The sequence below is a fragment of the Geminocystis sp. NIES-3709 genome, from assembly GCF_001548115.1.
GTDB lineage: Bacteria > Cyanobacteriota > Cyanobacteriia > Cyanobacteriales > Cyanobacteriaceae > Geminocystis.
On record NZ_AP014821.1, the window covers coordinates 1,405,085 to 1,429,407 of the forward strand.

Sequence of the window (24,323 nt, forward strand, 5' to 3'; positions counted from 1 at the left end):
ATTAGAACTGAAAAACAGGTAAAATATATTTTCAAGTAGTTTTTTCACGAAAATAGGGTGTGCTAAGAAAATGAATCGTTATGCTTTAAGAGATGATCAATGGGATAGAATTAAAAACCTGCTTCCCGGTCGTCACGGTACAGTAGGAGTTACAGCTAGAGATAACCGATTCGATTATTTGTGGAAGGGGTTTTGTACCGGTATAAAGCGGGTATTCCTTGGCGAGATTTACCTGATCAATTTGGTGATTTTCGAGTGGTTCATACTCGTTTTAGTCGTTGGAATAAAAAAGGTGTCTGGGAAAGAGTTTTTCGAGTTTTGGCGGGGGATGCGGATAATGAATATGCGATGATTGATTCAACTATAGTCAGAGCACATCACCATAGCTCAGGTGCAAAAGGGGGGATAAAAATGAAGAAGCCATTGGTCGCAGTAAAGGTGGTTTAAGTACAAAAATACATGCTACCGTAGATGCTTTGGGGAATCCCACAGGTTTTTTCCTTACACCAGGGCAAAACTGTGATTTGGATGGTGCAGATATTTTATTAGAGGATTTGGAAACAGATACTTTATTAGGGGATAAAGGTTATGATGCCGATGAGAGAGTAATTGAAAAACTCGAAAGACAAGGTAAAACAGTAGTTATACCTCCAAAGAAGAATAGAAAAAAACAACGAGAATATGACAAATATTTATATCAAGCAAGACATTTAATTGAAAACTTTTTTGCTCGGTTGAAACAGTATAGAGGGATTTCCACCAGATATGACAAACGAAAAATAAATTTTCTTGGTGGTATTTATCTAGCGGCAATAGTTATTTGGCTTAATTGATGACACGCCCTAGATAAAAATACCTTACACTAACCTTGGAAGCCACTGACTTTCATATCAATTTTTCTTGGTGAAAGATCTGAGACTGAAAAAAGAGGTTAATTTCTATTTGTTAATCTTCCACTATTTGCCGTGAATATAATATTATCGTCAGTTTTACCAGTAGGATTAATTATCGCTATTGGCTATATAGCAGGTCAAAGATTAAAATTAGATCAATCTACATTATCTCAAGTTAGTGTTTATATCTTAGCACCAGCATTAATAGCAGATGGTCTTTATCGTTCAACAATATCCGCACAAAGTGCTTTTAAAATATTGTTGGCTTATATTTTGACAACGGCAATTCTTTATGGTGGAGTTTTCGTTGTTGGTAAATTATTAAAACTATCCCAAAATGATAGTAAGGGATTGTTAGCCATTACCCTTTGCCCAAATAACGGGAATATGGGGTTATCAATCATCGCTTTTGCTTTGGGAGACGAAGGATTAGAAAGAGCAATAATTTACATGATTTTTTCCAGTATTGTCTTATTTGGGATGTTGCCCGGAATTTTGAAGGGTGATAGTTTTCTCATGGGGTTAAAAGTTACATGGAAGTTACCTCTAATTTGGGCAATGTTATTTGGTATTGTTTTAAATGTCGCTGATATAACATTACCTTTTAATTTAGGCAAAAGTTTAGAATGGTTAGGTATTTCTGCTATTCCTATTGCTTTAATTATCTTGGGGATGCAGTTAAATAATACTAAATTAGAGGTGAGTGTCGGAGAAATGGGGGCGACTTTTATCAGATTAGCGATCGCTCCTATAATAGCTTACGGTATAGGAATATTAGTCGGTTTAACAGGACTAGATTTACAAGCATTAACTTTACAAACAGCTATGCCAACAGCAGTAAATGCAGTAATAATGATCAAAGAATTTGGAGGAAATACTGTAATGGTAGCAAGAACTATTATTATTTCTACAGTGATGAGTTTTGCAACTTTACCTCTGATAATTTGGTTAATAACTTAGGGTTTGCTGAATGAGAACTACAACCCTTGTCTAAATAGTGATTGAACCCTCAAGATTACTTTTGAAGGTGCAGGGGAAAATGAGTTTTTTCGTTGAAAACCTCATAAGTAAGTGGGCAGAATTAATTGTATAATTAGAACATTAAAATAAATTTAATAAAATCAAAAAGTAATATACAAAAGTTTTATTTATATTTAAAAATAATTAATGTAGCTTAAAATCTGCTAAAAATATGAAAAATAAGTAAATCAAGGATAAAAAATGCGATTTGTTACCAGATTAGCCCCAGAAACACAACAGTTATTAAAGACTATTGAACAAAAAAGTAAATACTATCAAGTTAGACATCGAGCAAAGTCGATTTTGTTAAGTTATCAAGGTTATGAAATTACTCAAATAATGTTAATATTAAATATTAGTAGAAATACAATTTATAATTGGCTTAATAATTGGGAAAAAAATGGTTTAAATGGATTATATAGCTTGAAGGGAAGAGGAAGAAAATCAACTTTAAATGAGCAACAAGAATTAAAAGTAAAAGAATGGATAAAATCTCATCCAAAAACCTTAAAGATAGTTCAAGAAAAAATAGAAAATGAGTGGGAGATAAAAATAAGCAAAGATACGAAAAAAGATTAGCAAAAAAAAGGGCATGGGGTGGTATCGGTTCAAGAAAAAGGTAAAAGGGGAAGTATGCCCTGAATTATACTTACAAAAAAAGAGACAATTAGAGCAACTAAAAAGAGCAGAAAATGAAGGAAAAATAGATATATATTATGGTGATGAAAGTGGATTTAGTTTAGGACCTTGTTTACCTTATGGATGGCAAGAAAAAGGGAGAAAAATAGAAAGAGAAAGTAGCCTAAGTAAAAGATTAAATGTGTTAGGATTTATGAAAAAAAATAATGAGTTAGAAAGCTATGTATTTGAGTCATCAATCAATAGTGATGTCGTGATAGCTTGTATAGATAACTTGAGTAAAAAAATAAAGAAGGAAACAGTATTAGTAATGGATAATGCCTCGATTCATCAAAATAAAAAATTCTGGAATAAAGAAGAAGAATGGGGAAAAAAAGGATTAAAAATATTCTTTCTACCACTCTATTCACCACAATTAAACAAAATAGAAATACTGTGGAGATTTATGAAATATAAATGGTTAGAGAACTCCTGTTATAAAAGTTATTTAGATTTAGTAAAAGGAGTAGAAAATATTCTTATAAACTTTGGTTTAAAATGTACAATTAATTTTGCCTAGGTACTTATCTAGCAACAATTCATGTAGATGCAATATGCAGAAGGGCAAATAGAGCCTATTGTAAGGAAAAAGGGATAAAAATGAATGGAACTGCATTGGGAAGACTGAAGAAAAATGTAAGTGCAGAGGAAAAAAGAGAGGCAAAAGAAAATGAAAAAATCAGAAATAGAGTGGAAGGAAAATTAGGGGAAGGAAAAAGAAGGTACGGGTTAAATAAAATAATGACAAAACTGCCATCAACATCAATGACAGTTATATCACTAACATTTTTAATCATGCATTTATCTTACCTGTATCGGCAGGTAGTGGTGATTTTTTTGTGTCTATTTTCAGAAATAAACGATCATCAAAAGCTAACAATAACAAAAGATTATTAAATGACAAGTAAAAATCAACAAAAACTTATCTTATTTTCTGTTTGTTAATACTGATGAATCTTTTTGTGTTTTATTCAGCAAACCCTATTATATTTGCCATATTTACTTTAGCATACTTTCATTAGACAAGGTTTGTAGTTAAGCCTAAAGCCTTAATTTAATAGCCTTAAAGGGCAAACTACGAACTATTCAAATATGTCTAATTGGTTCATTATTTTCTCTGTATTTTCTTGTTTAGAAGGAGTTAATTTTTTGATATTTTTCCTTAAACCGATCGCAATTTTACTATGTTTTTCGATTTGACTCATTACCTGTTTTGCACGGCTAATTACTACCTTTGGTAAACCTGCCAGTCTTCCAGCTTCGATGCCGTAGGATTTATCCGCCCCCCCTGCTTTGACTTCATGCAAGAAGATGATGTCATTTTCTAATTCTTTTACCGTAACTTGATAATTCGCAACATTTTCAAGGATAGACGCTAATTCATTTAATTCATGGTAATGGGTAGCGAAAATTGTACGACATTGTATCTCGATCGCCAAATACTCCGCAACCGCCCACGCTATAGATAAACCGTCAAAAGTAGCTGTACCCCTTCCAATCTCATCAAGCAATACCAACGATTTATCAGTGGCATGGTTTAAAATATTTGCAGTCTCGTTCATTTCTACCATAAAAGTCGATTGCCCCGTACCGATGTCATCCACAGCTCCTACTCTCGTAAATATTCGATCGCATATAGATAATTTAGCACTTTCGGCGGGAATAAAACTGCCTATTTGTGCCATTAATTGAATCAATCCGACTTGACGCAAATAACAACTTTTACCACTGGCATTAGGACCTGTTAATATGATTAAATCGGGCATTTTTTCTGAACCTAAATTAGTGGAATTGGGAACAAACATTCCAAAACCTAATAATTTTTCGACTACTGGATGACGACCATTTTTAATTTTAATAACTCTGTCATTAGTAATCTCAGGTCGATTATAATCTTGATATACAGACAATTCTGCTAGTCCTGATAACACATCCATCGCCGCTATTGCTCGGGCAACTTTTCTAATTTCTTCCGTTTTTTCTGCTACTAAAGAGCGTAAATTAACAAATATTTCATATTCAAATTTAGCTAAATCATCTTTAGCATTTAAAATGCGATTTTCTTTTTCTTTTAACTCAGCAGTAATATACCTTTCTTCGTTTAATAATGTTTGTTTGCGTTGATAATTTTCTGGGGCTAATTCTGCTTTTGATCGAGGCATACTAATATAATAACCGAAGGTTTTGTTATAACCAACCTTCAAATTAGTAATTCCCGTGCGTTGTCTTTCCGTCACTTCCAGATTTGCCAACCATTCCCTATCACCATCAATCAGTCTGCGCATATCGTCTAACTGCTGATTTACGCTATCCCGAATAATACCCCCTTCCTTAACGTGTTGGGGCGGAAATTCGACAATGGTATCTAAGACTTTTTTCCCCAATTCTTCCAACTCAGGAGGCACATTTTGCAAAGCCTGAAAATAGGGTGAATTACCTTCTTTGGCTAACTCCGCTAAATAGGTTAATTTCACTAAAGAATCGCCTAAATTAAGTAATTCCTTGGGATTTGCTGTACCTGCACCCACTCTCCCCGTTATCCTCTCTAAATCGTAAATATTCTTAAATAATTGCCTAATTTCTTCTCTCAAGGGCAGATTTTCCATCAATTCCGCAATGGTATCTTGACGGGCAATAATTCCTAACTTATTGATTAATGGTTGTAATAACCACCGTCTCAAAGCCCTTGCACCCATAGCTGTACAAGTTTTATCTAAAGCCCACAATAAAGAGCCGTGAAAGGTGTTATCTCTCACTGTGTTTGTGATTTCGAGATTTCGTCTCGTGGTACTATCCAAGACTAAATAATCAGCGATATTATAAGTGCGAATAAGTTGTAATGGTACTTGATTCGCTTTTTGAGTATCCTGTACATATTCTAGTAATCCTCCCGCCGCACGAATAGCTAAGGGTAAATGTTCACAACCTACACCCTCTAGGGATTTGAGTTTAAACTCCACTAATAATCTGGGCTTGGCTTCGTTGATGTCAAAGGCTTTTTGCGATCGCAACGAATAACAAAAGCAATCAGGAAGAAAATCAGGAAGACTATCGGATTTTTGACCGGGACGTAGTAAACTATTAATATCGGGAGCATTAACGGGAAATAATATCTCTGCTGGTTGTAAACGTAGTAATTCAGTAGATAAAGCGTTTAAATCCCTACTTTGGGTGGTGAAAAATTCCCCTGTTGAGATGTCTGCATAGGCTAAACCCCAATATTCTTTCGCTACCACCACAGCCCCTAAGAAGTTATTTTGTTTGGAGGGTAACATCTCGTCTTCAGTGATTGTACCGGGGGTTAATAATTTAGTGATTGCCCGTTTAACAATTCTTTTCTCCGCCGCCGCTGTTGCAGCATCTTCTACTTGATCACAAATTACCACTGCATAACCTTTTTCTACCAATTGTCTCGCATATCGATCGAGGGCATGATGAGGTACGCCTGTCATAGCGATTCTACCAACATTTTGCCCTGCATCTTTGCTGGTTATTACTAACTCTAATTCTTGAGAAATCGTTACGGCATCTTGAAAAAAACACTCAAAAAAGTCACCTACCCTATAAAGTAATAATGAATTAGGATATTGCTCTTTCACCTCCACATAATGCTGATACATGGGGGTTAAATCTCCTCGATTGATGGGGTGATAATCCTCGTGAGGGGAGTTTCTGGTGGCTTTATTCGTGACAATTTCAGTCATTGTGACAACATTTTACTAGGACTTATGTTTTTATTATGATCGAAAATGATAATATTAATCAATATCATAGTTGTTTTCGGTATCAATAAATTGTTCAATAACACTGTTTATATCAATAGTCAATTAAGTAATTAAATTAAAATATGTTAAAGGTAAAAACTGATATTTTCTTAGGAGATTGCAAGGATATTTTAAAACAATTACCTGATAATTCGATCGATTTAATTATTACATCCCCACCCTATGCAGATCAACGAAAAAATACTTATGGTGGAATTCATCCCAAAGAATATGTTGATTGGTTTTTGCCTATCGGTAAAGAATTATTGCGTGTTTTGCATCCCAACGGCACATTTATTTTAAACATAAAAGAGAAGGTTGTTAACGGAGAAAGAAGCACTTATGTTTTAGAATTAATTTTAGAATTAAAAAAACAAGGTTGGTTATGGACAGAAGAATTTGTATGGCATAAAAAAAATTGTTTCCCTGGAAAATGGTCAAATCGTTTTCGAGATGCGTGGGAAAGATTGCTACAATTCAACAAGCAAAAAAAATTTAATATGTATCAGGATGCGGTAAAAGTACCAATTGGTGATTGGGCGACAGGGCGTTTAAAAAACTTAAGCGAAACCGATAAAATTCGTGATAATGCCAAAAATGGTAGTGGATTTGGCAAAAATGTCTCTAATTGGGTAGGCAAAGAAACTGTTTACCCTACTAATGTTATTCATTTAGCTACAGAGTGCAATAACAAAAATCATAGTGCTGCTTTTCCTGAGAGTTTGCCAGAGTGGTTTATTAAACTCTTTACTCAAGAAGGTGATACTATTTTAGACCCTTTTGCAGGTTCAGGAACGACTTTAATGGTAGCACAAAAAATGAAAAGAAACTCGATAGGTATTGAAATTTTACCAGAATATTATGAAATGATTAAGGAAGAAATTATCCCTGTTAGTTATTTATTATTATGACCAATTTACTAAAAAAAGAAGACATTATTAATTATGTAGAAGGAAATATAGATAAGTTTCATCAGAAAAGAATCAAAAAACTAGAAGAGCTGAATCTTAAACAAATTTTAAAAAGAAAAAATCCTTATCTATACAAAGCAAAAAATATTTTAACAGCACAAGATTTTGTTAAAAATTTATTGGATGCTTTTTTACAGTCACAGGAAGAAACTTTATTCGGTGATTTTATCGAAGGTTTAGCAATTTTTGTTTGCCAAAAAGTTTTTAATGGTTTTAAGTCAAGAAGATTAGAAGGTATTGATTTAGAGTTTGTTAAAAATGATATTACATATATTGTAGAAATAAAATCAGGACCAAATTGGGGAAATAGTAGCCAAATAAAAAAGATGAAAGATAATTTTCAATCAGCAAAAAATATTTTACAATCAGAAAATACAAATATGAGAGTAATTGCTATTAATGGTTGTTGTTATGGTATAGAAAATAACCCAGATAAGGGTGATTACTTTAAATATTGTGGACAGGAATTTTGGTACTTTATTTCTGAGAATGAAAATTTATATATTGATATTATTGAACCTTTAGGGCATAAAGCAAAAGAGAAAAACGAAGCCTTTTTAGTTGCTTATGCAAAAGTTATTAATAAATTCACCTTTAATTTTGTTCAAGAATTCTGTGATGAAGGAATGATTAATTGGGAAAAAATTGTTAGGTTTAACTCTCAAAAATCACAACCCTTCAGAGGTTAAAGGCGAATAAGGATTTTAACGGCATTATTAATGAGATAAACTTATTGATAAATGAATTATTGTTATTAGTTTCTTTTTAACTTACAGCATATAGAATTATGGTAATTTACTTTTAATAACTTTTGTATAGTTTCTTAGTTGTAAGACTAACTCAGGACTCATTAATTTTTTGAGAAATTTAATCCATGTGGGCTGTAAAGTTCTCATGTAAGTTTTGACGTAATTATATTTTTGTTGATTTATTTCAACTTTTTTCGGCAATGTTATTGACACTAAAAATGGTTGAGATTCACTACGTCCTAAACGTAAACTAGCATACCACGACCCATGAGTACCGCTACCATCAAATCCAATATTAGTGACATAACTAATAGGAGGATAAAGTATGTAACCATTATGCTTAAAAACACTCCAATACCAACGAATAGCCCAAGAATCTATTTCTCCTGACATTTGACGATTAATCATGTCAAAAAAACTATAGTTATTATCTAAGTTGAAACGATCGCGCATTTCATTATCAGTTTTTAAGATTTCCCAACCTTCTGCTTTTTCATCAAACTTATCCCATGCTCTTTTCCATGTAGCCCAGCCCCATGAATATATAAAAGGTAAAAATAGTGCCTCATTTTGATTTTTTAATTCCGATACAGGAAACATATATCCAGAAATTTGCATGACACTATTTTCATTTTTGTATTGTTCTAGTGCATTATTCATATACTCTAAAAACTTTGGACTAACTACGAGATCATCTTCTAAAACAATTACTTTTTCAAATTCATTAACTAAGTGAGTGACACCATCAATAATAGAATTTGCTAAACCCTTATTTTGACTGGCTTCAATAATTTTAACCTCTTTACCCATCATTGAATGTACTACCTGTCTTGTTTCTTCCACTGCAGTTAAGTCTTCTTCGTTTTTAGCTCCATCAGAAAAAATAAACACCGGACTTTGTGTAAATTCTGGACATTGTTTTAATGCTTCCAATGTTTTTCGAGTATGTTCTGGTCTTTTATAAACAAAAAGTGCGATCGGAGCAAGTGTCATAATCAAGTTAGTTTTTGAAAATATATCGAGGGTATAAAATGTCTTTATAACAAAATTTGACATTTATTCTACAACGTTTTTGCTCCACAAACATATTAATGAGTTTTACCTTAATTCTTGATTAGGAGAATATTTTTGCTATTTTTGAACTTAAGTTAATTCTCACTTTTTCTATTGTTTGAACAACCTCGGACATTTTAGTATTATGTAATTCTCCTACATTAGAAAGCTCAGATAACTGATCAACACTAGTAGGGCGAGGAATAATAAATTCATCCCATCCCATATCTTTGTAAATACCTAAAATTTTAGTGTCCAATGATAAATCAATAAAGGGAAACGCTGGAGTTTTATTTATCATTGCGGGAAGAGCAACGTGTAAACGATCGGTAAAAACCAACGAATTTTCGTCGTAGAGATTCACTATGTTGATTAAATCAAGATTATCGACTAACTTTACAGTAATAGAAAACTGTTGTCTGATTCTATCAGATAATGCTTTCATAAAAGGAACATCCAGAGTTACATTACCAAGAAAAATAATTTCATTTAAGTTGCTTTTTTCCAAGGTTTTTTGAATCACGATCGAACAAAAGTTTTCTATTATTTTTTCGCTTACTTCTCCTCTGTCTCCTCGAAACGAAAAAATTATTTTTGAGGATAAGGATTTAATTTTCTGTTCATTTGGAGGCATCAAAAATGCTAAATCGGGCCACACTTCTGCATTTAAATGATTATTAATATTTGTTAGACTATCCCTTACTGAATATCTGTGAATATACTTAGAGATAAATTTTTCTAAGACTTGTTCTAGGGCAGGTAGTGTATCTAATGATTTACATACCCAAATACATTTAATTCCCAAAGATTGTAAAAATAATAAAATAAATGAATTTTTTAGCTGTACAATTCGACTTTTTAATCCTTGATAACGAGAATGACCCGGAATAAGACAAATATATTGGTAGAATGATTTTTTCAGTAGTACGCTTAGAAAAAATTTTCGATCAAATTCTTTATCCCATTCAATTAATTTGACATTAGGAGATTGTAAACAAGTCATTTGCTGTAAAAGATCAAAATTACTTTTTAGGTACAAAATATCCACTCTACTATGAATAGAAAGTTGACCAATAAGATAATCATTAATCAAAAGATCACCATAGTTTTCCGACTGAAAGTTTCTTAATATATAAAGTAAATTTTTCATAGTTTAGTTTTTTTCTTCTTTACTAATTTCTTCTACAATCCATTTACCAATTATTTCAGCTCTTTTTTCTTTAGGAAGAGAATGAGCATTTTTAATCGCCTTAGACTGAAATTCATCATAATTATCTTTTATTAAATTAATCCCCTTGACAATTTCATCAATGGACATTGGATCAACTAGAATAGAAGAGTCAGGGAAAACTTGACAAGAAATTTCTGGTAAATTAGAACTAATAATAGGAAGCCCCATTGCCATAGCTTCTGATATAGCATTAGAACATCCTTCTCCAGTAGTTGGTAAAACAAAAATATTAGCACAAGCTAACCATTGTGGTAACTCCTCATGGGAAACAGAACCTGCAAAAATAATCTGTTCCGAAATTTGTGGGGGAGTTCCTTTACCGATAAAAATAATTTTGATATTGGGAATTAATTTTATCGCTTCTAAAACCTGTTTATATCCTTTTCTGGGGATAAATTGTCCAACAAAAATCAAAACAAAATCCGAAATATCTATTTTTTTCTTTCTCCGAGCTTCTTTGAGATCGATCGGAAAAAATTTAATCGGATCAGCCCGATTTGGAACAGTTAAAAGAGATGCTTTATTAATTAACCCTTCCAAGTACAATTTTTCGGAAATAACAGGAGAGTTAGAAATTATGCCACTAAGTGACTCTACAACTATTTTTTTCCCAGTAGTAGTAAGTTTGTCAATCGCATTACCTATGTCAGATTCTCCACACCCTACAAATAAAAATGTTTTAAGAGTATTTGCCACTTTATAAGCCCCTTGAACTGTTATCAAAAAATGACAATAAACAAAATCAGGACGAAAAGAAATGTATTTCAAACCCCATGAACAAGATAATTCAAAAAGAAATTGAGTAATATTATTTTGAAGAATTATATTACAAAAAAAAAGTTTACTTATGTTAAAAAATGGTGGTCTAATAATGATTATTCCTTTTTCAGTTTTATAAGGCTTTAAAAAAAAGGACTCAAAAAAAATTTTTTTAGAAGTAAATATGCTTTTTGGACAAATAACGACTACTTCACTTCCCATTTCAACCCAACCCTCAGCTATGTTTTTGACAAAAATACCCACATGAGGCACTTCAGGAGAAGGGTATGAACTTGAGACGATAATCACTTTTTTTTTCATTAACGTTAATGTTTTAATAAATCATCATTAATAATAAATTTTTTCGTGAACTTATTTAAGCTGACACATATAATCTAAAAAAATTAGGCGATAATAACTTTTCTATTACCGGTCTTAAAAATTTTATAATGTCTTTTACTTATAGTAAGCCACTGAAGTAGAGTGAATATAATAATGACAAAAGGTATATTCGACAACACCAACTTCGTAGATTCTCCATGAAAGAAAATTAAGTTCCAATAAAAATACATAAATATGTAAATGCCTTCCATCCAAGGTGCGATCGCAATATTTATTCGTATTGTATATTCTATTTTGCCACCTATATATCCCGCTATAAATCCCCATAAAAAAACCAGAGGATACCAACCATTTACATAAGCATTTGCAATCCATCCGGGAGGAACTAAACTTCCAAATCCCAAAAAATCATTTACTAACATAGAAGGGTTTTTAGTAACATGAAAAAGATCAAATGTTGAATAATGTATTCCCGGAATAAGACTAATAAGTGCTCTGAAATAATCAAGAAAAATGCGAGGAAAGTTAAAATGTTCAGGATTCGACATTACAAGGTATGTAGCCGTAACTGTATGATCAAGATTAGAAAAGAAACCCACGATCGAAGTTTTAAAATCAGATTCAACATTTTCTCCTGATGCTTTTTCTATATAACCTTGAGCCAAAGCAGTGATGTCATTGAGAGCAAATGAACCTTTATTGATTGCAGTTGATCCTAAAGCATACATATAAGGACGAGCATAAATTGTTACCCAATAAGCGAGAAGAAGAGTAACAGTTACGAGAATTATTTGTTTTACACTGAAAAAACGACGATATTTATTGATCAATAAATAAACACAAGGTAGTATCGTTACAATAAGATTTCCTCTCCCCCCTGTACCAAGAGCGAATATCAAACTAAATATCAAAGAAATTGTAATTAGTATATAAGCTGTAAGTACAGTATTTGAAAATCCTCGACTCTTCTTCATATTTCCCGAAGAAAAATTTATACAAAAGGATGTCAACAATAATGTAATCCAAGGCAAACCTTCAGCAAAAAATTTAAAGTATACAAAGATTCCACTTTCATCGATTAAAGTACCACGACGAATAAGATACCCACTAATAGCTAGATTTACTAAGCCACCAAAACTAAGGGAATATATAAAAAGATTCATGATTACGAACAATAACAGCATTGTTACGATAAAAAGAAACTTTTTTTCATTTAATCTCCACTTTAAAATTAAGATACTTCCCTTTACTTTGTTCGGTTTAGAATATTTCATACCGAGAAATACTCCGACATAACCTAGTAAAATGACTCCAAATACAGCTAATGAATATTTCCCTTCTGGAGCAAATATTGCAAATCGCCATTCTTCGTCAGGATAAATAAGTAAAACAATAGGAGTAATTATATACTCAAGACAAAAGAAAATGTGAAAAAGTCGAAGGTAGTCAAAAGGAACGTAAGGCTTTCTAACAATATCATAGATAATAATGAAAGTCAGTAGTATGATATAAAGAGTTATTATCATTTTTTTATTAATTGACGTTTAACGATACCACAGCTAAATCATTTGTCATAAACTAAATAATAGTTAATAATGATCAAATTAAGAAATCATTTATTTTCAAAATACCAAGGAAACATGGGATACAATGCAGAAGTTTTAGACCCAACGAATAAATTAACCTCATTTGGAGTTAATAAGTAATTATTGACCATTGATAAAATTATATTAATAGTTATATCACCATAGTTAGGATCATTAGGATTTGCTGTTTTGTGTATTAATCCTGTTTGAACTTTTTTTGGGATGGGAAGATTTTGTTCTTCATATATTTTGTCTTCATAAAAATATTCCACAGTATTCAAATCTACTCCACAGAGAATAATATTTTTATATTTTAACTTTAGCCCAAAGGATATTGCCTCCGTAATGGAAGCTCTTTTTGCTAACAATAAATTTTGTTTGTTTTGTAGTTTTAAAAAATTAATTATTTTTAAGGATTTTGTAAAACTTTTTTGACTAAATCCAGGAATAGCAAGTTTATATGGAACATATAAATTATTTTTAACTTGTTCAGGAAATTTAGATATATCAAAAAGATCATTATCAATATCTTTAAATATTAAAGGTACATTTTTATAATCATCACTTTTTAGATTTATTAATTTTAGAAAGGTATTTAATCTATCTAAATCTTTGCCAAGTTCAAACATATAGTATGTGGGAATAAATTTATGAATTAACCAAAAGTTAATTCCGATCGAGTCATGTTTTTGAATCAATTCCCATTGTTTCTCTCCTAATTCTTTAATGGATGCACCACTGCCTAGAATAAAGAGAGTATCACTTGATTTATATTTATTAATATCTATCGAACTTACTTTTTTTAAGTTATGTAACTCTGTAAGTTTATCTATGTTAGTAAACTTTTTAAATTGTTGAATTATCTTTAATAAAAAAAACAATAAAAATGCTTTATTCTCTAACAAAATGGAAGTGTTTGGTCTCATTTTTGCAATAAATATTTAGAGTTTATACAAAAAAATATTAAGGATTTTCGTCTCCTAAGTATGGGGAAGTTTTTATTTGTTCTTAACCCTTGACAGATCAAGGAGGTGGTGCGTAAGTCCTGTTTTCTTGAAAGAAAGAAATTTGAGTATATAAAGAAATTTGTATTATTAATACTCAAATTTAGACGAAGAAAATACTTTCTAAATTTATCGATCGATTTTGTCTAAAGTAATTTTTCTAATCTTTCTAGCGCTATCCAGAAACCTTCTCCCTCATTTTTGTGGCCCTGCCAAATTTCAGGAATTAAAGAAGCATGGGGTGCTGTTTTATCCAAGTCTTCAGCAAAAGCAGGAAAATCTATTTCTCCTTCCGCAATTTGTAAACCTTCCCCATCTAATCCTTCAGAATCTGCAATATGTAAATGGGCAACAAAAGGGCCAACTTGCTCTACAAACTCTTTGAATGACCAATTATTATTATTACAAGCTAGTTTTGAGTGAGATATATCAAAACAGACTCGATAATTATATTTACTGCAAAATTTGGCTGTATCTTCAGGATCGACAAAAAGGTTATGATAACGTTGACCACCAAAGTGCCAAGGGAATGGAGGCATTGTTTGAGGTATGATTTCAACACCAGTAGCATCTAGCTGGGAAAGACTATCAGCTAATAACTCATAAAGTTTCTCCTTTTGCGATCGTTCTAAAGGAGCATCCAAAGTAAAACCGCCCACATTAGTGACGATACAAGGACGAACAGACTTTTTAAAATAAGGCTTTAGTTGTCTGGTAATATCAATTACTCTTTGCATTTCCACGATCGAACGTTGACGATAGGTTTCATCTTCAGAACAAAGGTTGAGTAAATGATCTCCTGCAAATAATTCTGGCGCATGAACAACTAAATCCAGATCGTAAGGCTGATCAAAAAACTGAGAAATATTTTGCTCTAAATCCTTGTAGCTTAAATGAAACTCCAATAAATCAGGGTTAGTTTTATCAAGAAGGGTTTTAAAGTCATGATAACGAACGGGCAACCCCCAAGGACGTTTAAATTTATAATTTTTGGGTTGTACTGTTTCCTGTTCCAAATCGCTGGAATAAAAGAAATCACCAGCTTTCAAGTTTCTTTTAGCTCGTTTGCCAATTAGTTCTTTTTTACGATTAGGTTGTAATCCTTGACCCGGACTTTTAACTTCAATCATAGACTCTGTAATTATTTCTCCCGATGGAAGATCACAATTAATTACTAAACTTTTAGCTAAGGTTTCCCTATTCATTAGTTCTCCTTGGCTAATTTTACGTTCCCCTGTTTCTCCTAAAGATTGTTCTACTTGACGAATTCCCTCCACCATTAAATGAAATTCATTGGGTAAAAGACTTACTTTGTGATCATTCCCCTCCATTGTTTTGTCTAACGTAAAGTGTTTTTCGATCACTTTTGCCCCTTTTGCGATCGAGGCAATGGCTACATTTATTCCCCGTTCATGGCCAGAATAACCCACAGGACAATCACCAATCTCTTTTAATCTTTCTAGGTAATTAAGGTTAACATCCTTAAAAGGAGCAGGATAAGTAGAGTTACAATGAAGCAATACATACATTGCTCCTAATTCTTTCAGAAGTTTAACGGACTCACTAATTTCTTTTTCTGTAGCCATTCCTGTTGAACATAGCAAAGGCTTACCCGTTTTCGCTAAAGCGGTTAATAAATCATGATTAGTTAAATCTGCTGATGCTACTTTATAACCCTTCATGCCATAGTTTTCTAGTAAAGTGAGACTTTCTAAATCCCAAGGAGTACATAAAGGTAAGATTCCCTTAGAATAGCAATAGTCAAAAGCCTTAAACAATTCTTCAGAGGAAAGTTGAAAACGAGAGAGTAAATCTAAGGTATATTGTGATCCTAAATCTTCACTAGCATCATTGGCATTACCTGAGTTACGGTAAAGAGATTTGAGATCTCTCATTTGAAATTTGGCACAATCGGCACCAGCCGCGATCGCCTGATCTATTAACTGTTTTGCTAAGTCCAAACTACCGTTATGATTATTACCAATTTCAGCAATAATGAAAGCTGGAGATTCCGAATTAATAATAAAGTCTCCAAGGCGAATGTCATCAGATTTACTACGCGCAATGGCAACTAAATGACGATTTTTATCTAAAAGAGGGATAAATTCGACTCGATCGGAAAAACTAGATTGAATTTTTGTAGGATCTTCTGTGTAATCAAGATATTTATAATTTTTGTTAGAAATTTTTGACACAGGTTGGTTTAAATCAATGGTATCTTGTTGTACCAACCAACGGCGAAAATCTCCATCTGTAAGGATTCCTTCTAAAACACCTGCTTCAGTTACAGAAAAAATAATGCGATTTTTGTTATCACTGATTTTTTTTAAGGCTGTAATAATGTCATCTTCAGCAAAGACTATATATTTGGATAAATTTTTGTCTATAATCATTTTTCTCATTAATTTTTAAACTGACTGGGTATTAAATAAAAACTCTATATAGTCAAAATCATGTAAAGAGTCTATTTCATGACTTTGTTCTTCATCCATAATAAACAATGATATTTTACCCCCTAATCGATTATTTAGTTGTTTTAGAATCCAAGGTTTAAAGATATAAATTGATCCATTTTCCATGTATTGGGGATTTATGTCTTGACGACGTTGACGGTGACGATAATCATAATTAATTGATTGTGCTACATCATCAATTTTATGCCAAAGAAACCGATGAGTAGGAGAAACAGAAAGTAGTGAATCAGCATTTTCTTTTCTTAGTTGTTCAATGGCTCGATCGATGTCTAAACCAGTACGCAAGGGAGATGTACACTGCAAAAAGATTACCAGTTCTGGACTAACACCACTTTTCTCAATTTCTATCAAGGCATGAAGGAGAGCTGATTCCGATGATGCTATATCTGTAGCAAATTCTGGGGGACGTTGAATTACTTGAGCTCCATAGTTTAGAGATACAGTAGTAATTTCTGGGTCATCAGTCGTTACATAAACTTGATCGACTAATTGTGCTTCTTGAGCATCCAGAATGGAATGAGCAATAAGAGGTTTACCCGATAATAAACGAATATTTTTACCCGGAATACCTTTAGAACCACCACGAGCTGGGATTATAGTAATAATTAAACTCAATTTTTTACTTCCAAAACTTCAAGAAAACGTTGTATATTTGTCTGAGAAATGTTCCAGAGCTTTTCTTGCTCCTCTTTAATGGTTTCTAAAACAACAGATTGTGAATTTAAAATTTCAGTTCCTTTGGCTAAAATTCTTTCAGGAAGATTATCTTCTTTGAGATCAACTGACCAATGGGATTGACCAATATCATCTAAAAACCATTGTAATTTATCATGAGAAACAAGAGATAAAATAGGAGTCTGACAACCAAAGGGTACCATCTGAGCATGACCACGCATTCCTAAAGCTAAAGCTGGTGCTTTATAGGCTTCAATAATTTGTTGAGGAGATAATTTACTCAAGTCACACACTTCAAATTTTAAGTTTCGGCTTTTGAGAACTTCAACCATTTCTAAATCTTTGAGATAATGAGCATAGTATTTCAGAGGAAGTCCTGTAGTTTTTGTTAACTCTAAAATCCCTGTAGCAATATCATTAAGTAATTGCTCTTTTCTGTCACCAAATCGTAAATCAGATCTGTCAAATGCACAGTTTAAGGCAATAAAATCTCTTGACGATTTTTCTCCACGATCGAAAAAATCAGGATATATTTTTGAGATTAAAGTTGTCATGCAAGGCTGAAATACTACCTTATGATGAAGTTCAGAGGGTAAATATTGAAGAATAGCATTTATACTTCCTTTATTACGAAGCCCTAAATAAACAGATTTTTCTGTTAAAGTCCGTAAATTATCAGTAAAAATGTTATCGAATTCTTCTTGTCCTCGAAATCGATTATAACCGACTGCAAAAACACAGATAGGAACGTTAATGGCTTTTATTTGTTCCATTGAACAAGCCCACTGCCAACCACTAATATCATTTTTGTTTGTATCTCGAAGAAATAATCCCCCACCACCAATAATTAGCCCTTGAGAATAATTGATTTTTTTGACAGTTTCTTCTGTTACACTATGACGTGCATTAATAGAAGTCCAATTTATTCCTTTGCCGTGATTAATAAATAAATCTCTTAAAACTACAGGTAACAAAATATCTCCTGCATTACCACCTTTGCGAGTAAATGCCGCCACATGAGAAAAACGATAATAATCTTCAGCATTAGGAAGTATGGTTTTTGGTTCCCAGTATTTTTGATCTTGAGGATCTCCAAATACAATTTTTTTTAACTGATTCTTTAACCCCTTTGGGATCAAACTTTTTGTCATGGAGTATATTTGTTTCATAATCAATTTTTACAAATTGGATAAGTTTACTTTGCCAAGGAATCACGAATAAAGGAAACGATATTTTTGCTTTCTTGGGATAATGATAAAACCTGAGTTTGTATTTTATCTCTTTCTGTTTTTCCAGCATCGATAATTTGTCTAGCCTTTTGTGCTATTTTTTCAATATCTTGATCTGTGGGAATTGCAGGATATTCTACGATCGAGTCATAATTTAAGACTTCTTGAAGACTTCTAGTTTTATGGGAATTAGAACCTAAGAAAATACAAGGAGTTCCCCCTAATGAAGCCATAATCGATGGATGGTACCGACCTGATACAAATAAACTAGCATTTGATAGTATAGACGCTCCCATAAGAATCGGAATTTCAATAGGAATTAAAGGGATCTTCGTAATTTTAGAAACTTCCGCCAAAAATTGACCATCTCCAGTATCCACAATATAAACTGGTTGACCCAACTCTAATAGTTTCTGGGCTAATTTTCCATAGGATTCGATCGCTAATTTAGGATTTTTAGTTGCTAAAGAACTTCCTCCAAGACAAATGTAGGGTTTAGAAAAGTCATATTTGCCCCATAAATAGTCTTTTTGATATGGAAGAATAGCACTACCATATTTAATTTGCATTATATTTTCAGAAGAACAATATTTTGTCCATGAAAATAAAGCATCAGGAATATATGTAGATTTCAGATGAGGTGCAATCTCATGGAGAGTCGCCACAGATTCTTTGTCTCTAAGGGCAATACCACTACACTTGCTCAAAGCTTCTACTGCGGCTTTTACCATTTTTTCATCCCGGCCAAATCTCGGACAGTCAGAAACCATAGCGTTGATAAAGAAAATTGGTACGTTTTGTAAATGGGCAAGTTCAATAACCATTAGGAGGAATAAAACTGTTCTCCTATTGGGATTAAAAATTAAATCTCCTTCTCCGTTGATAACGATCGCATCAGACTCATTAACTTTTCGATAAATTTCTTTTAGAATTTTAGATTTATCTTTATAACGGATTAATTTTTTGGCACTTTCTTGAGGAGATAATCCCACATAATCTGATCTAATACCAAAGAAAGAATCAATCATTCTCAAGATTTTTTTGATAATATTTCCACCACCGCCTGAATAAAGACTTTTGGCAATAGAAGGAGGAAAAATTGAATCTCCAATATCTATGAAAGAAAAAATTGAACCAACTATCACTTTTCTAAATTTGTCATCTCGATAAATGGTATTTTGAATCTCATATGTTTCTTGTAGAATTTCCGACAGTGCAATACTCGTCGCCCTACATCCCCAATTTGAGCCAGTTCGGTTATCACTAACGTAAGTAATCTTCATGATTGTGTCTGTTGATCTTATTAATTTGATTTAGGACTTTCGCAAAAATAGTTTTTTTCGCCCCTAACCCCCAAGTATGGGAAAATCCTTTTGATGATTGATTCATCTCTATTATTTAGTGGGAAAACAAAAATTAAAGTCTATTTTAGACAGAAAAATATTAATTTCAATAACTATTTTGATCAATACAATAAGTATGTTGATTTTAAGGGCATCATAGTTTAGCCATATTCTGGAAACTGAGAGATTTTTCCATTAAAGATAAGTAATTTCCTTGGTTAATAAGTTTACCTTCTCTCAATTCAAAAATACAATCACACTTTTCTACTGTACTTAGTCGATGAGCAATCAAAATAATGGTGAACTGATGACTTAAACTTTCGATCGCCGCCATTACCTCACGCTCCGTAGCATTATCTAATGCGCTAGTGGCTTCATCAAAAACAATCACAGAAGCATTACCATATAAAGCTCTAGCAATACCGATCCTTTGTCTTTGGCCTCCACTAAGTCTAATACCTCTTTCCCCTACATAGGTATCATATTTTGCAGGTAAACCTTCAATAAACTCATCTATCTGAGCTAATCGAGAGGCTTTTCGCACTTGTTCCAAATCAATTCGATCGTGAGAAATACCAAAAGCAATATTTTCAGCAATACTACCATCACTCAGAAAAATAGATTGAGGCACATGGGCAATGTTTTTTTGCCACTGATATAAACATTCTTTTTCAAGGGGAATGTCATCAATAAAAATTTTTCCTTTTTGAGGTTGTAAAAGGCCTAAAATTAAATCTGCCGTCGTGCTTTTACCACTTCCAGTACTACCAACAAAGCCTACAGTTGTTTTAGCGGCGATCGTCATATTAAGATCCCGTAATACCCAATCAGTTTCTTGTCCGTAACTAAACCAGATATTCTCTAATCTTATTTCTTTATTTAATGGTAAAGGAGTAGTAAATTCATTTTGATTTAAAGAATTAACTGGTCGTTGTAAAGCCACTAAAACCCTTGTTAAAGCAGCTCTTGAACCTTGCATTTTTGCTAAAGACGCAAAAGCCTCTTGTAAAGCAGGTAATAGTCTTTTGGCACCGAGAGCAAGACTTCCTAACACTGGGATTACCTTACTAAAATCTCCATTTTGTCCTAAATTCATTGCCAATAAAGCAATAGAAGATAAAGCTAATGCTTCTATAAAGAACTTAGGAGACTGAGAAATTATTAAGTTAGTAGCAGTTGCCTTTTTGTAAGCTCGTTCTGAACTTATATAAATTTTCTCAAAAAAATCTTGACTATGGTTCAACAACACATCTCTAATACCACCAATCCCCTCTTGTACTACTTTAATTTTCTTTTCTCCTGCTTGGGCTATAACTTTACTATTTCGTTTTAGTAAACGTTGACGAGTACGGTAAATGATAATGTAAGCACCACCCAATACAACGGTAGTCCCCACAGCTATTTTTCCGTCAATAAGAAGTAAAGTTCCGATTAGGGCTGGCACAAGTAAAGCATCATTTAAAAAAGCAACAAAGGGAATAAGAATCGCACTAGTCAAAGCAGTCGTATCTCCTGTTACGGTTTGCATTAACTCACTACTATTATGGTTAACGTGAAAACTGTAAGGTTGACGAAGAGTTTTATGATAAATTTCATTACTGACATCACCCCCAACTGCCGCCGCTAAACGAATGCGAAAATGTAGGGTTATTAAACGTAAAATATTAGCGAATATCACTGCTATAACAAATCCGATCGCCAAAAATGTCACTAATTCTTTAGGGGTTTCTATTTTAAAAAAACTAAAGACAAATTGTAATTGTTGATTTTTAAATAATCCTTGAGGGTTACTCATCGCACTCAGAAAGGGGAAAATTGCTCCTAAGCTGATCATTTCACTCAAAGAAGATAACAGCATCAATACTAACAATAAGCAAAGTTGAACCCGACGACGATTACCTAGATAGTTCCACAAATCTTTAAGTTCTTTAAATAAAGAACTATTTATATTTTTATTTTGATCTTGTTTCTTTATGGGCATAAGTGTCTGAAATACGAACTAACTTTTAACTTATTCTATAAGTGAAGTCACTTATAAGTGGATTTAGTTGATAAGGATTGATAAAAATATAGATAGAATGAATTGTTATAGTTTATTTTAAGTAAGTTTTCTAAAAATTATGCTGATTTAAAAAAGATTTTAAATTTAAGTCAAAAGGTTAAGAATGATTATTTTTACTATAATTTTTTTTTGATAAACTTAACAAAAGTTTACGAACAGTATAAGTTAGGGATTAAAATCTGTCAATAAAAAACTTGATTTCAATATTGCCCATAACCAAAAAACTACTTATAGTACTATAAATGCTAATTTTATCCTTAAAACACTATATATAGAGTATTTTTATCTGTTGTTAAGAAAATCGATTATAGTTTTTTAATACTAACTTTTCTAAGGTAAAAATCAAGGAAACTATCTCTGATACATTTCGTCTGTTATCGTCTATAGTATAATTTACTCAATATAAACAATATATATTCGTAACCTAACATAATAAAATGCTTATTTGGAATCTATTATTTTTGTTTACACCTAAATATGGTGATTTATCTCGGTATCAAAAACGAATAATTTTGTCTTGTCTTGATTTTTTAGTATCAACTTTCTCTATATTTTTAGCTTTTACTATCCTCTACAATATTGGGCACACTTTAGAACTATTTGCTCTTTTTCTTCCATTAATAACAGGGTATATAGTTTTTAAAGTTGTAATATTTCAACTATTTGGTTTATATCGTCCTGTTCTCAAATACACAGATTTGAGCTTCCTTTCAACAATTAGTAAATCAGTATTATTTACTTCTGTTATCGGGGTATTCTTAATTAATTTATTTGCCGATCGATTTATTAGTGAATCAGTTATTATCATAGACGGACTAATATCGATTGTTGCGGTTACTGCATTACGTTTAACGATTCGATCTGTTATTAAATCTCTTACCATTCTCGAGTCTGATTCTACAGAAAAACAAAAATTAGTTATTTATGGTGCAGGTTCAGCAGGCTATCAATTATCCCAAAGTTTAGAACAAAATCCAGAGTATCGATTACTGGCTTTTGTTGACGATAATCCAGAAATGCAAGGAAGAGTTCTTCAAGATGTTCCTATTTATAGTCCCCATTATTTAGAATCATTGTATAAAGAAGAATCTTTTCAAACTATTATTTTTGCTATTCCTAATTTAACTATTCCTAGACGTAAAGAAATCGTCGAACACTTAAAAGCATTACCCGTTCAGTTTAAAACAATTCCCACTTTTGGGGAGTTATTATCTAATCAAGCGTCTCTTTCTCAAATCAGAAATATTAACATTACAGAATTATTAGGACGAGAAGAAATTACTCCCTATCAAAGTTTATTAAGGGTAAACATTACGGATAAAGCAGTATTAGTAACCGGAGCAGGAGGCTCGATCGGCTCAGAAATATGTCGTCAAATAGCTCAACTACAACCAAAATGTCTGGTATTGTTTGAATTAAATGAACTGGCTCTTTATACGATCGATATGGAGTTAAGAGAACAAAACTTAAATGTCCCTATTTACCCATACTTAGGTAATATCACAGACAAAGGACATTTTGAAAGTATTTTGAAACTACATAGAATTGAAACGATATATCATGCGGCCGCTTATAAACACGTTCCCTTAGTAGAAATGAATCCTTCGATCGGCGTTTATAATAACGTTGCTGGAACTTTGATTACTGCTCGATCGGCTATTGATTGTGGAGTGAAAAATTTTGTTTTAATTTCTACTGATAAAGCCGTAAGACCAACAAACGTCATGGGTGCGAGTAAAAGAGTTGCAGAACTCTTAATTCAGGCTTTAGCCGCTCAAAATAACATCGGAACAATATTTGCGATCGTTCGTTTTGGAAATGTATTAAACAGTAGTGGATCTGTTATTCCTCGTTTTCGTAAACAAATAAGTGAAGGAAAAGCGATCACACTCACTCATAAAGATGTAACTCGTTATTTTATTTCTATTCCAGAAGCCGTTAGTTTAGTTATTCAAGCTGGTGCTATGGCAAAAGGAGGGGAAATATTTTTACTAGATATGGGGAATCCTGTAAGAATTTATGATTTAGCTGTAAAAATGATAGAGTTAAACGGATTAATACCAGAAAAAGATATTCCCATTAATATAGTAGGTTTAAGACCGGGAGAAAAACTTTATGAAGAATTACTAATAGATAAAAATAATAGTAATAATACTCAGCATCCACAAATATTTTACGGTAATGAACCAATGTTGAGTTGGGAAATGTTAGAAACAAACTTAGAAAATTTATTATATGAAGCTAAAGAAAAAAACTCAGAGGAAGTAGTTAAACTATTAAAAATTTTAGTGCCTGAATTTAATCATCCCTTAAAAGAAGTTCTTGTATCGTAATAATTACAGTTATTAAAATATTTGTCAAACTCAAATCTTTTAATCTTATTAAAAAAAATTAATAAAATCAATTAAAATACTGTTAAACTTAATTATTATTAATATTACCTCTTTTTTTATTCTCTAGGATAATCAATGAATTCAAATAAAGTGTAAA

The 24,323-nt window shown here is 32.3% G+C and carries 18 protein-coding genes and 1 pseudogene; 8 read left to right on the forward strand and 11 right to left on the reverse strand.

Annotated elements, in window-relative coordinates:
• The first annotated feature begins 70 nt into the window (after window positions 1–70).
• The 5 genes and pseudogenes from GM3709_RS19615 (at window position 71) to GM3709_RS05955 (ending at window position 3,488) form a co-directional block, all read left to right on the forward strand.
• Window positions 71–833 (forward strand): annotated as a pseudogene (locus GM3709_RS19615) (IS5 family transposase).
• Window positions 834–965: 132 nt separating this feature from the next.
• On the forward strand, window positions 966–1,853 hold the full coding sequence (locus GM3709_RS05945; protein ID WP_066117218.1) for an AEC family transporter: 888 nt from the start codon (window positions 966–968) through the stop codon (window positions 1,851–1,853).
• 261 nt (window positions 1,854–2,114) lie between these two features.
• Window positions 2,115–2,492: a helix-turn-helix domain-containing protein gene (locus GM3709_RS20970; protein ID WP_197671867.1), complete on the forward strand. Its 378-nt coding sequence runs from the start codon at window positions 2,115–2,117 to the stop codon at window positions 2,490–2,492.
• A gap of 13 nt (window positions 2,493–2,505) precedes the next feature.
• On the forward strand, window positions 2,506–3,111 hold the full coding sequence (locus GM3709_RS20975) for an IS630 family transposase (RefSeq protein ID WP_197671868.1): 606 nt from the start codon (window positions 2,506–2,508) through the stop codon (window positions 3,109–3,111).
• Between the two features lie 32 nt (window positions 3,112–3,143).
• On the forward strand, window positions 3,144–3,488 hold the full coding sequence (locus GM3709_RS05955; protein WP_255359691.1) for a transposase: 345 nt from the start codon (window positions 3,144–3,146) through the stop codon (window positions 3,486–3,488).
• Between the two features lie 185 nt (window positions 3,489–3,673).
• On the opposite strand, the gene mutS is transcribed toward GM3709_RS05955, so the two are convergent.
• Window positions 3,674–6,295: a DNA mismatch repair protein MutS gene (mutS, locus tag GM3709_RS05960; protein ID WP_066117225.1), complete on the reverse strand. Its 2,622-nt coding sequence runs from the start codon at window positions 6,293–6,295 to the stop codon at window positions 3,674–3,676.
• Between the two features lie 143 nt (window positions 6,296–6,438).
• On the opposite strand from mutS, the gene GM3709_RS05965 reads away from it, so the two are divergent.
• Window positions 6,439–7,266: a site-specific DNA-methyltransferase gene (locus GM3709_RS05965; protein ID WP_066117228.1), complete on the forward strand. Its 828-nt coding sequence runs from the start codon at window positions 6,439–6,441 to the stop codon at window positions 7,264–7,266.
• Entirely contained in the window at window positions 7,263–8,015 is a 753-nt protein-coding gene (locus GM3709_RS05970; RefSeq protein ID WP_066117229.1) for a PmeII family type II restriction endonuclease, read from the forward strand. Before GM3709_RS05965 ends, GM3709_RS05970 begins: the two co-directional genes overlap by 4 nt.
• 96 nt (window positions 8,016–8,111) lie before the next feature.
• Here the strand turns inward: GM3709_RS05970 and GM3709_RS05975 are convergent, their stop codons facing one another.
• The 10 genes from GM3709_RS05975 to GM3709_RS06020 all read right to left on the reverse strand — a co-directional run bounded on the left by GM3709_RS05975 (window position 8,112) and on the right by GM3709_RS06020 (window position 21,752).
• Window positions 8,112–9,068, reverse strand: a complete 957-nt coding sequence (locus GM3709_RS05975; protein ID WP_066117233.1) for a glycosyltransferase — start codon at window positions 9,066–9,068, stop codon at window positions 8,112–8,114.
• 121 nt (window positions 9,069–9,189) lie between these two features.
• Complete coding sequence (locus GM3709_RS05980) at window positions 9,190–10,278, reverse strand: polysaccharide pyruvyl transferase family protein (protein ID WP_066117236.1); 1,089 nt, start codon at window positions 10,276–10,278, stop codon at window positions 9,190–9,192.
• Window positions 10,279–10,281: 3 nt separating this feature from the next.
• Window positions 10,282–11,439, reverse strand: a complete 1,158-nt coding sequence (locus GM3709_RS05985) for a glycosyltransferase family 4 protein (RefSeq protein ID WP_066117239.1) — start codon at window positions 11,437–11,439, stop codon at window positions 10,282–10,284.
• An 83-nt stretch (window positions 11,440–11,522) separates the two neighbouring features.
• A complete protein-coding gene (locus GM3709_RS05990) occupies window positions 11,523–12,623 on the reverse strand; it encodes a hypothetical protein (RefSeq protein ID WP_144439411.1) in 1,101 nt (366 codons plus the stop codon).
• A gap of 449 nt (window positions 12,624–13,072) precedes the next feature.
• Window positions 13,073–13,972, reverse strand: coding sequence for a hypothetical protein (locus GM3709_RS05995; RefSeq protein ID WP_066117246.1), 900 nt, complete (start codon window positions 13,970–13,972; stop codon window positions 13,073–13,075).
• Between the two features lie 224 nt (window positions 13,973–14,196).
• A complete protein-coding gene (locus GM3709_RS06000; RefSeq protein WP_066117248.1) occupies window positions 14,197–16,443 on the reverse strand; it encodes an N-acetylneuraminate synthase family protein in 2,247 nt (748 codons plus the stop codon).
• A 15-nt stretch (window positions 16,444–16,458) separates the two neighbouring features.
• Window positions 16,459–17,139, reverse strand: a complete 681-nt coding sequence (locus GM3709_RS06005) for a cytidylyltransferase domain-containing protein (RefSeq protein WP_066117250.1) — start codon at window positions 17,137–17,139, stop codon at window positions 16,459–16,461.
• Window positions 17,136–18,368 carry a polysaccharide pyruvyl transferase family protein gene (locus GM3709_RS06010; RefSeq protein WP_144439412.1) on the reverse strand — a complete coding sequence of 411 codons (1,233 nt, stop codon included), beginning with the start codon at window positions 18,366–18,368 and terminating at the stop codon, window positions 17,136–17,138. The genes GM3709_RS06005 and GM3709_RS06010 overlap by 4 nt, the downstream gene beginning before the upstream one ends.
• A 26-nt stretch (window positions 18,369–18,394) precedes the next feature.
• Entirely contained in the window at window positions 18,395–19,711 is a 1,317-nt protein-coding gene (locus tag GM3709_RS06015) for a polysaccharide pyruvyl transferase family protein (protein WP_066117256.1), read from the reverse strand.
• A 214-nt stretch (window positions 19,712–19,925) separates the two neighbouring features.
• Window positions 19,926–21,752: an ABC transporter ATP-binding protein gene (locus GM3709_RS06020; protein ID WP_082712948.1), complete on the reverse strand. Its 1,827-nt coding sequence runs from the start codon at window positions 21,750–21,752 to the stop codon at window positions 19,926–19,928.
• A 542-nt stretch (window positions 21,753–22,294) separates the two neighbouring features.
• On the opposite strand from GM3709_RS06020, the gene GM3709_RS06025 reads away from it, so the two are divergent.
• Entirely contained in the window at window positions 22,295–24,166 is a 1,872-nt protein-coding gene (locus tag GM3709_RS06025; protein WP_231937623.1) for a nucleoside-diphosphate sugar epimerase/dehydratase, read from the forward strand.
• Window positions 24,167–24,323 lie beyond the last annotated feature (157 nt).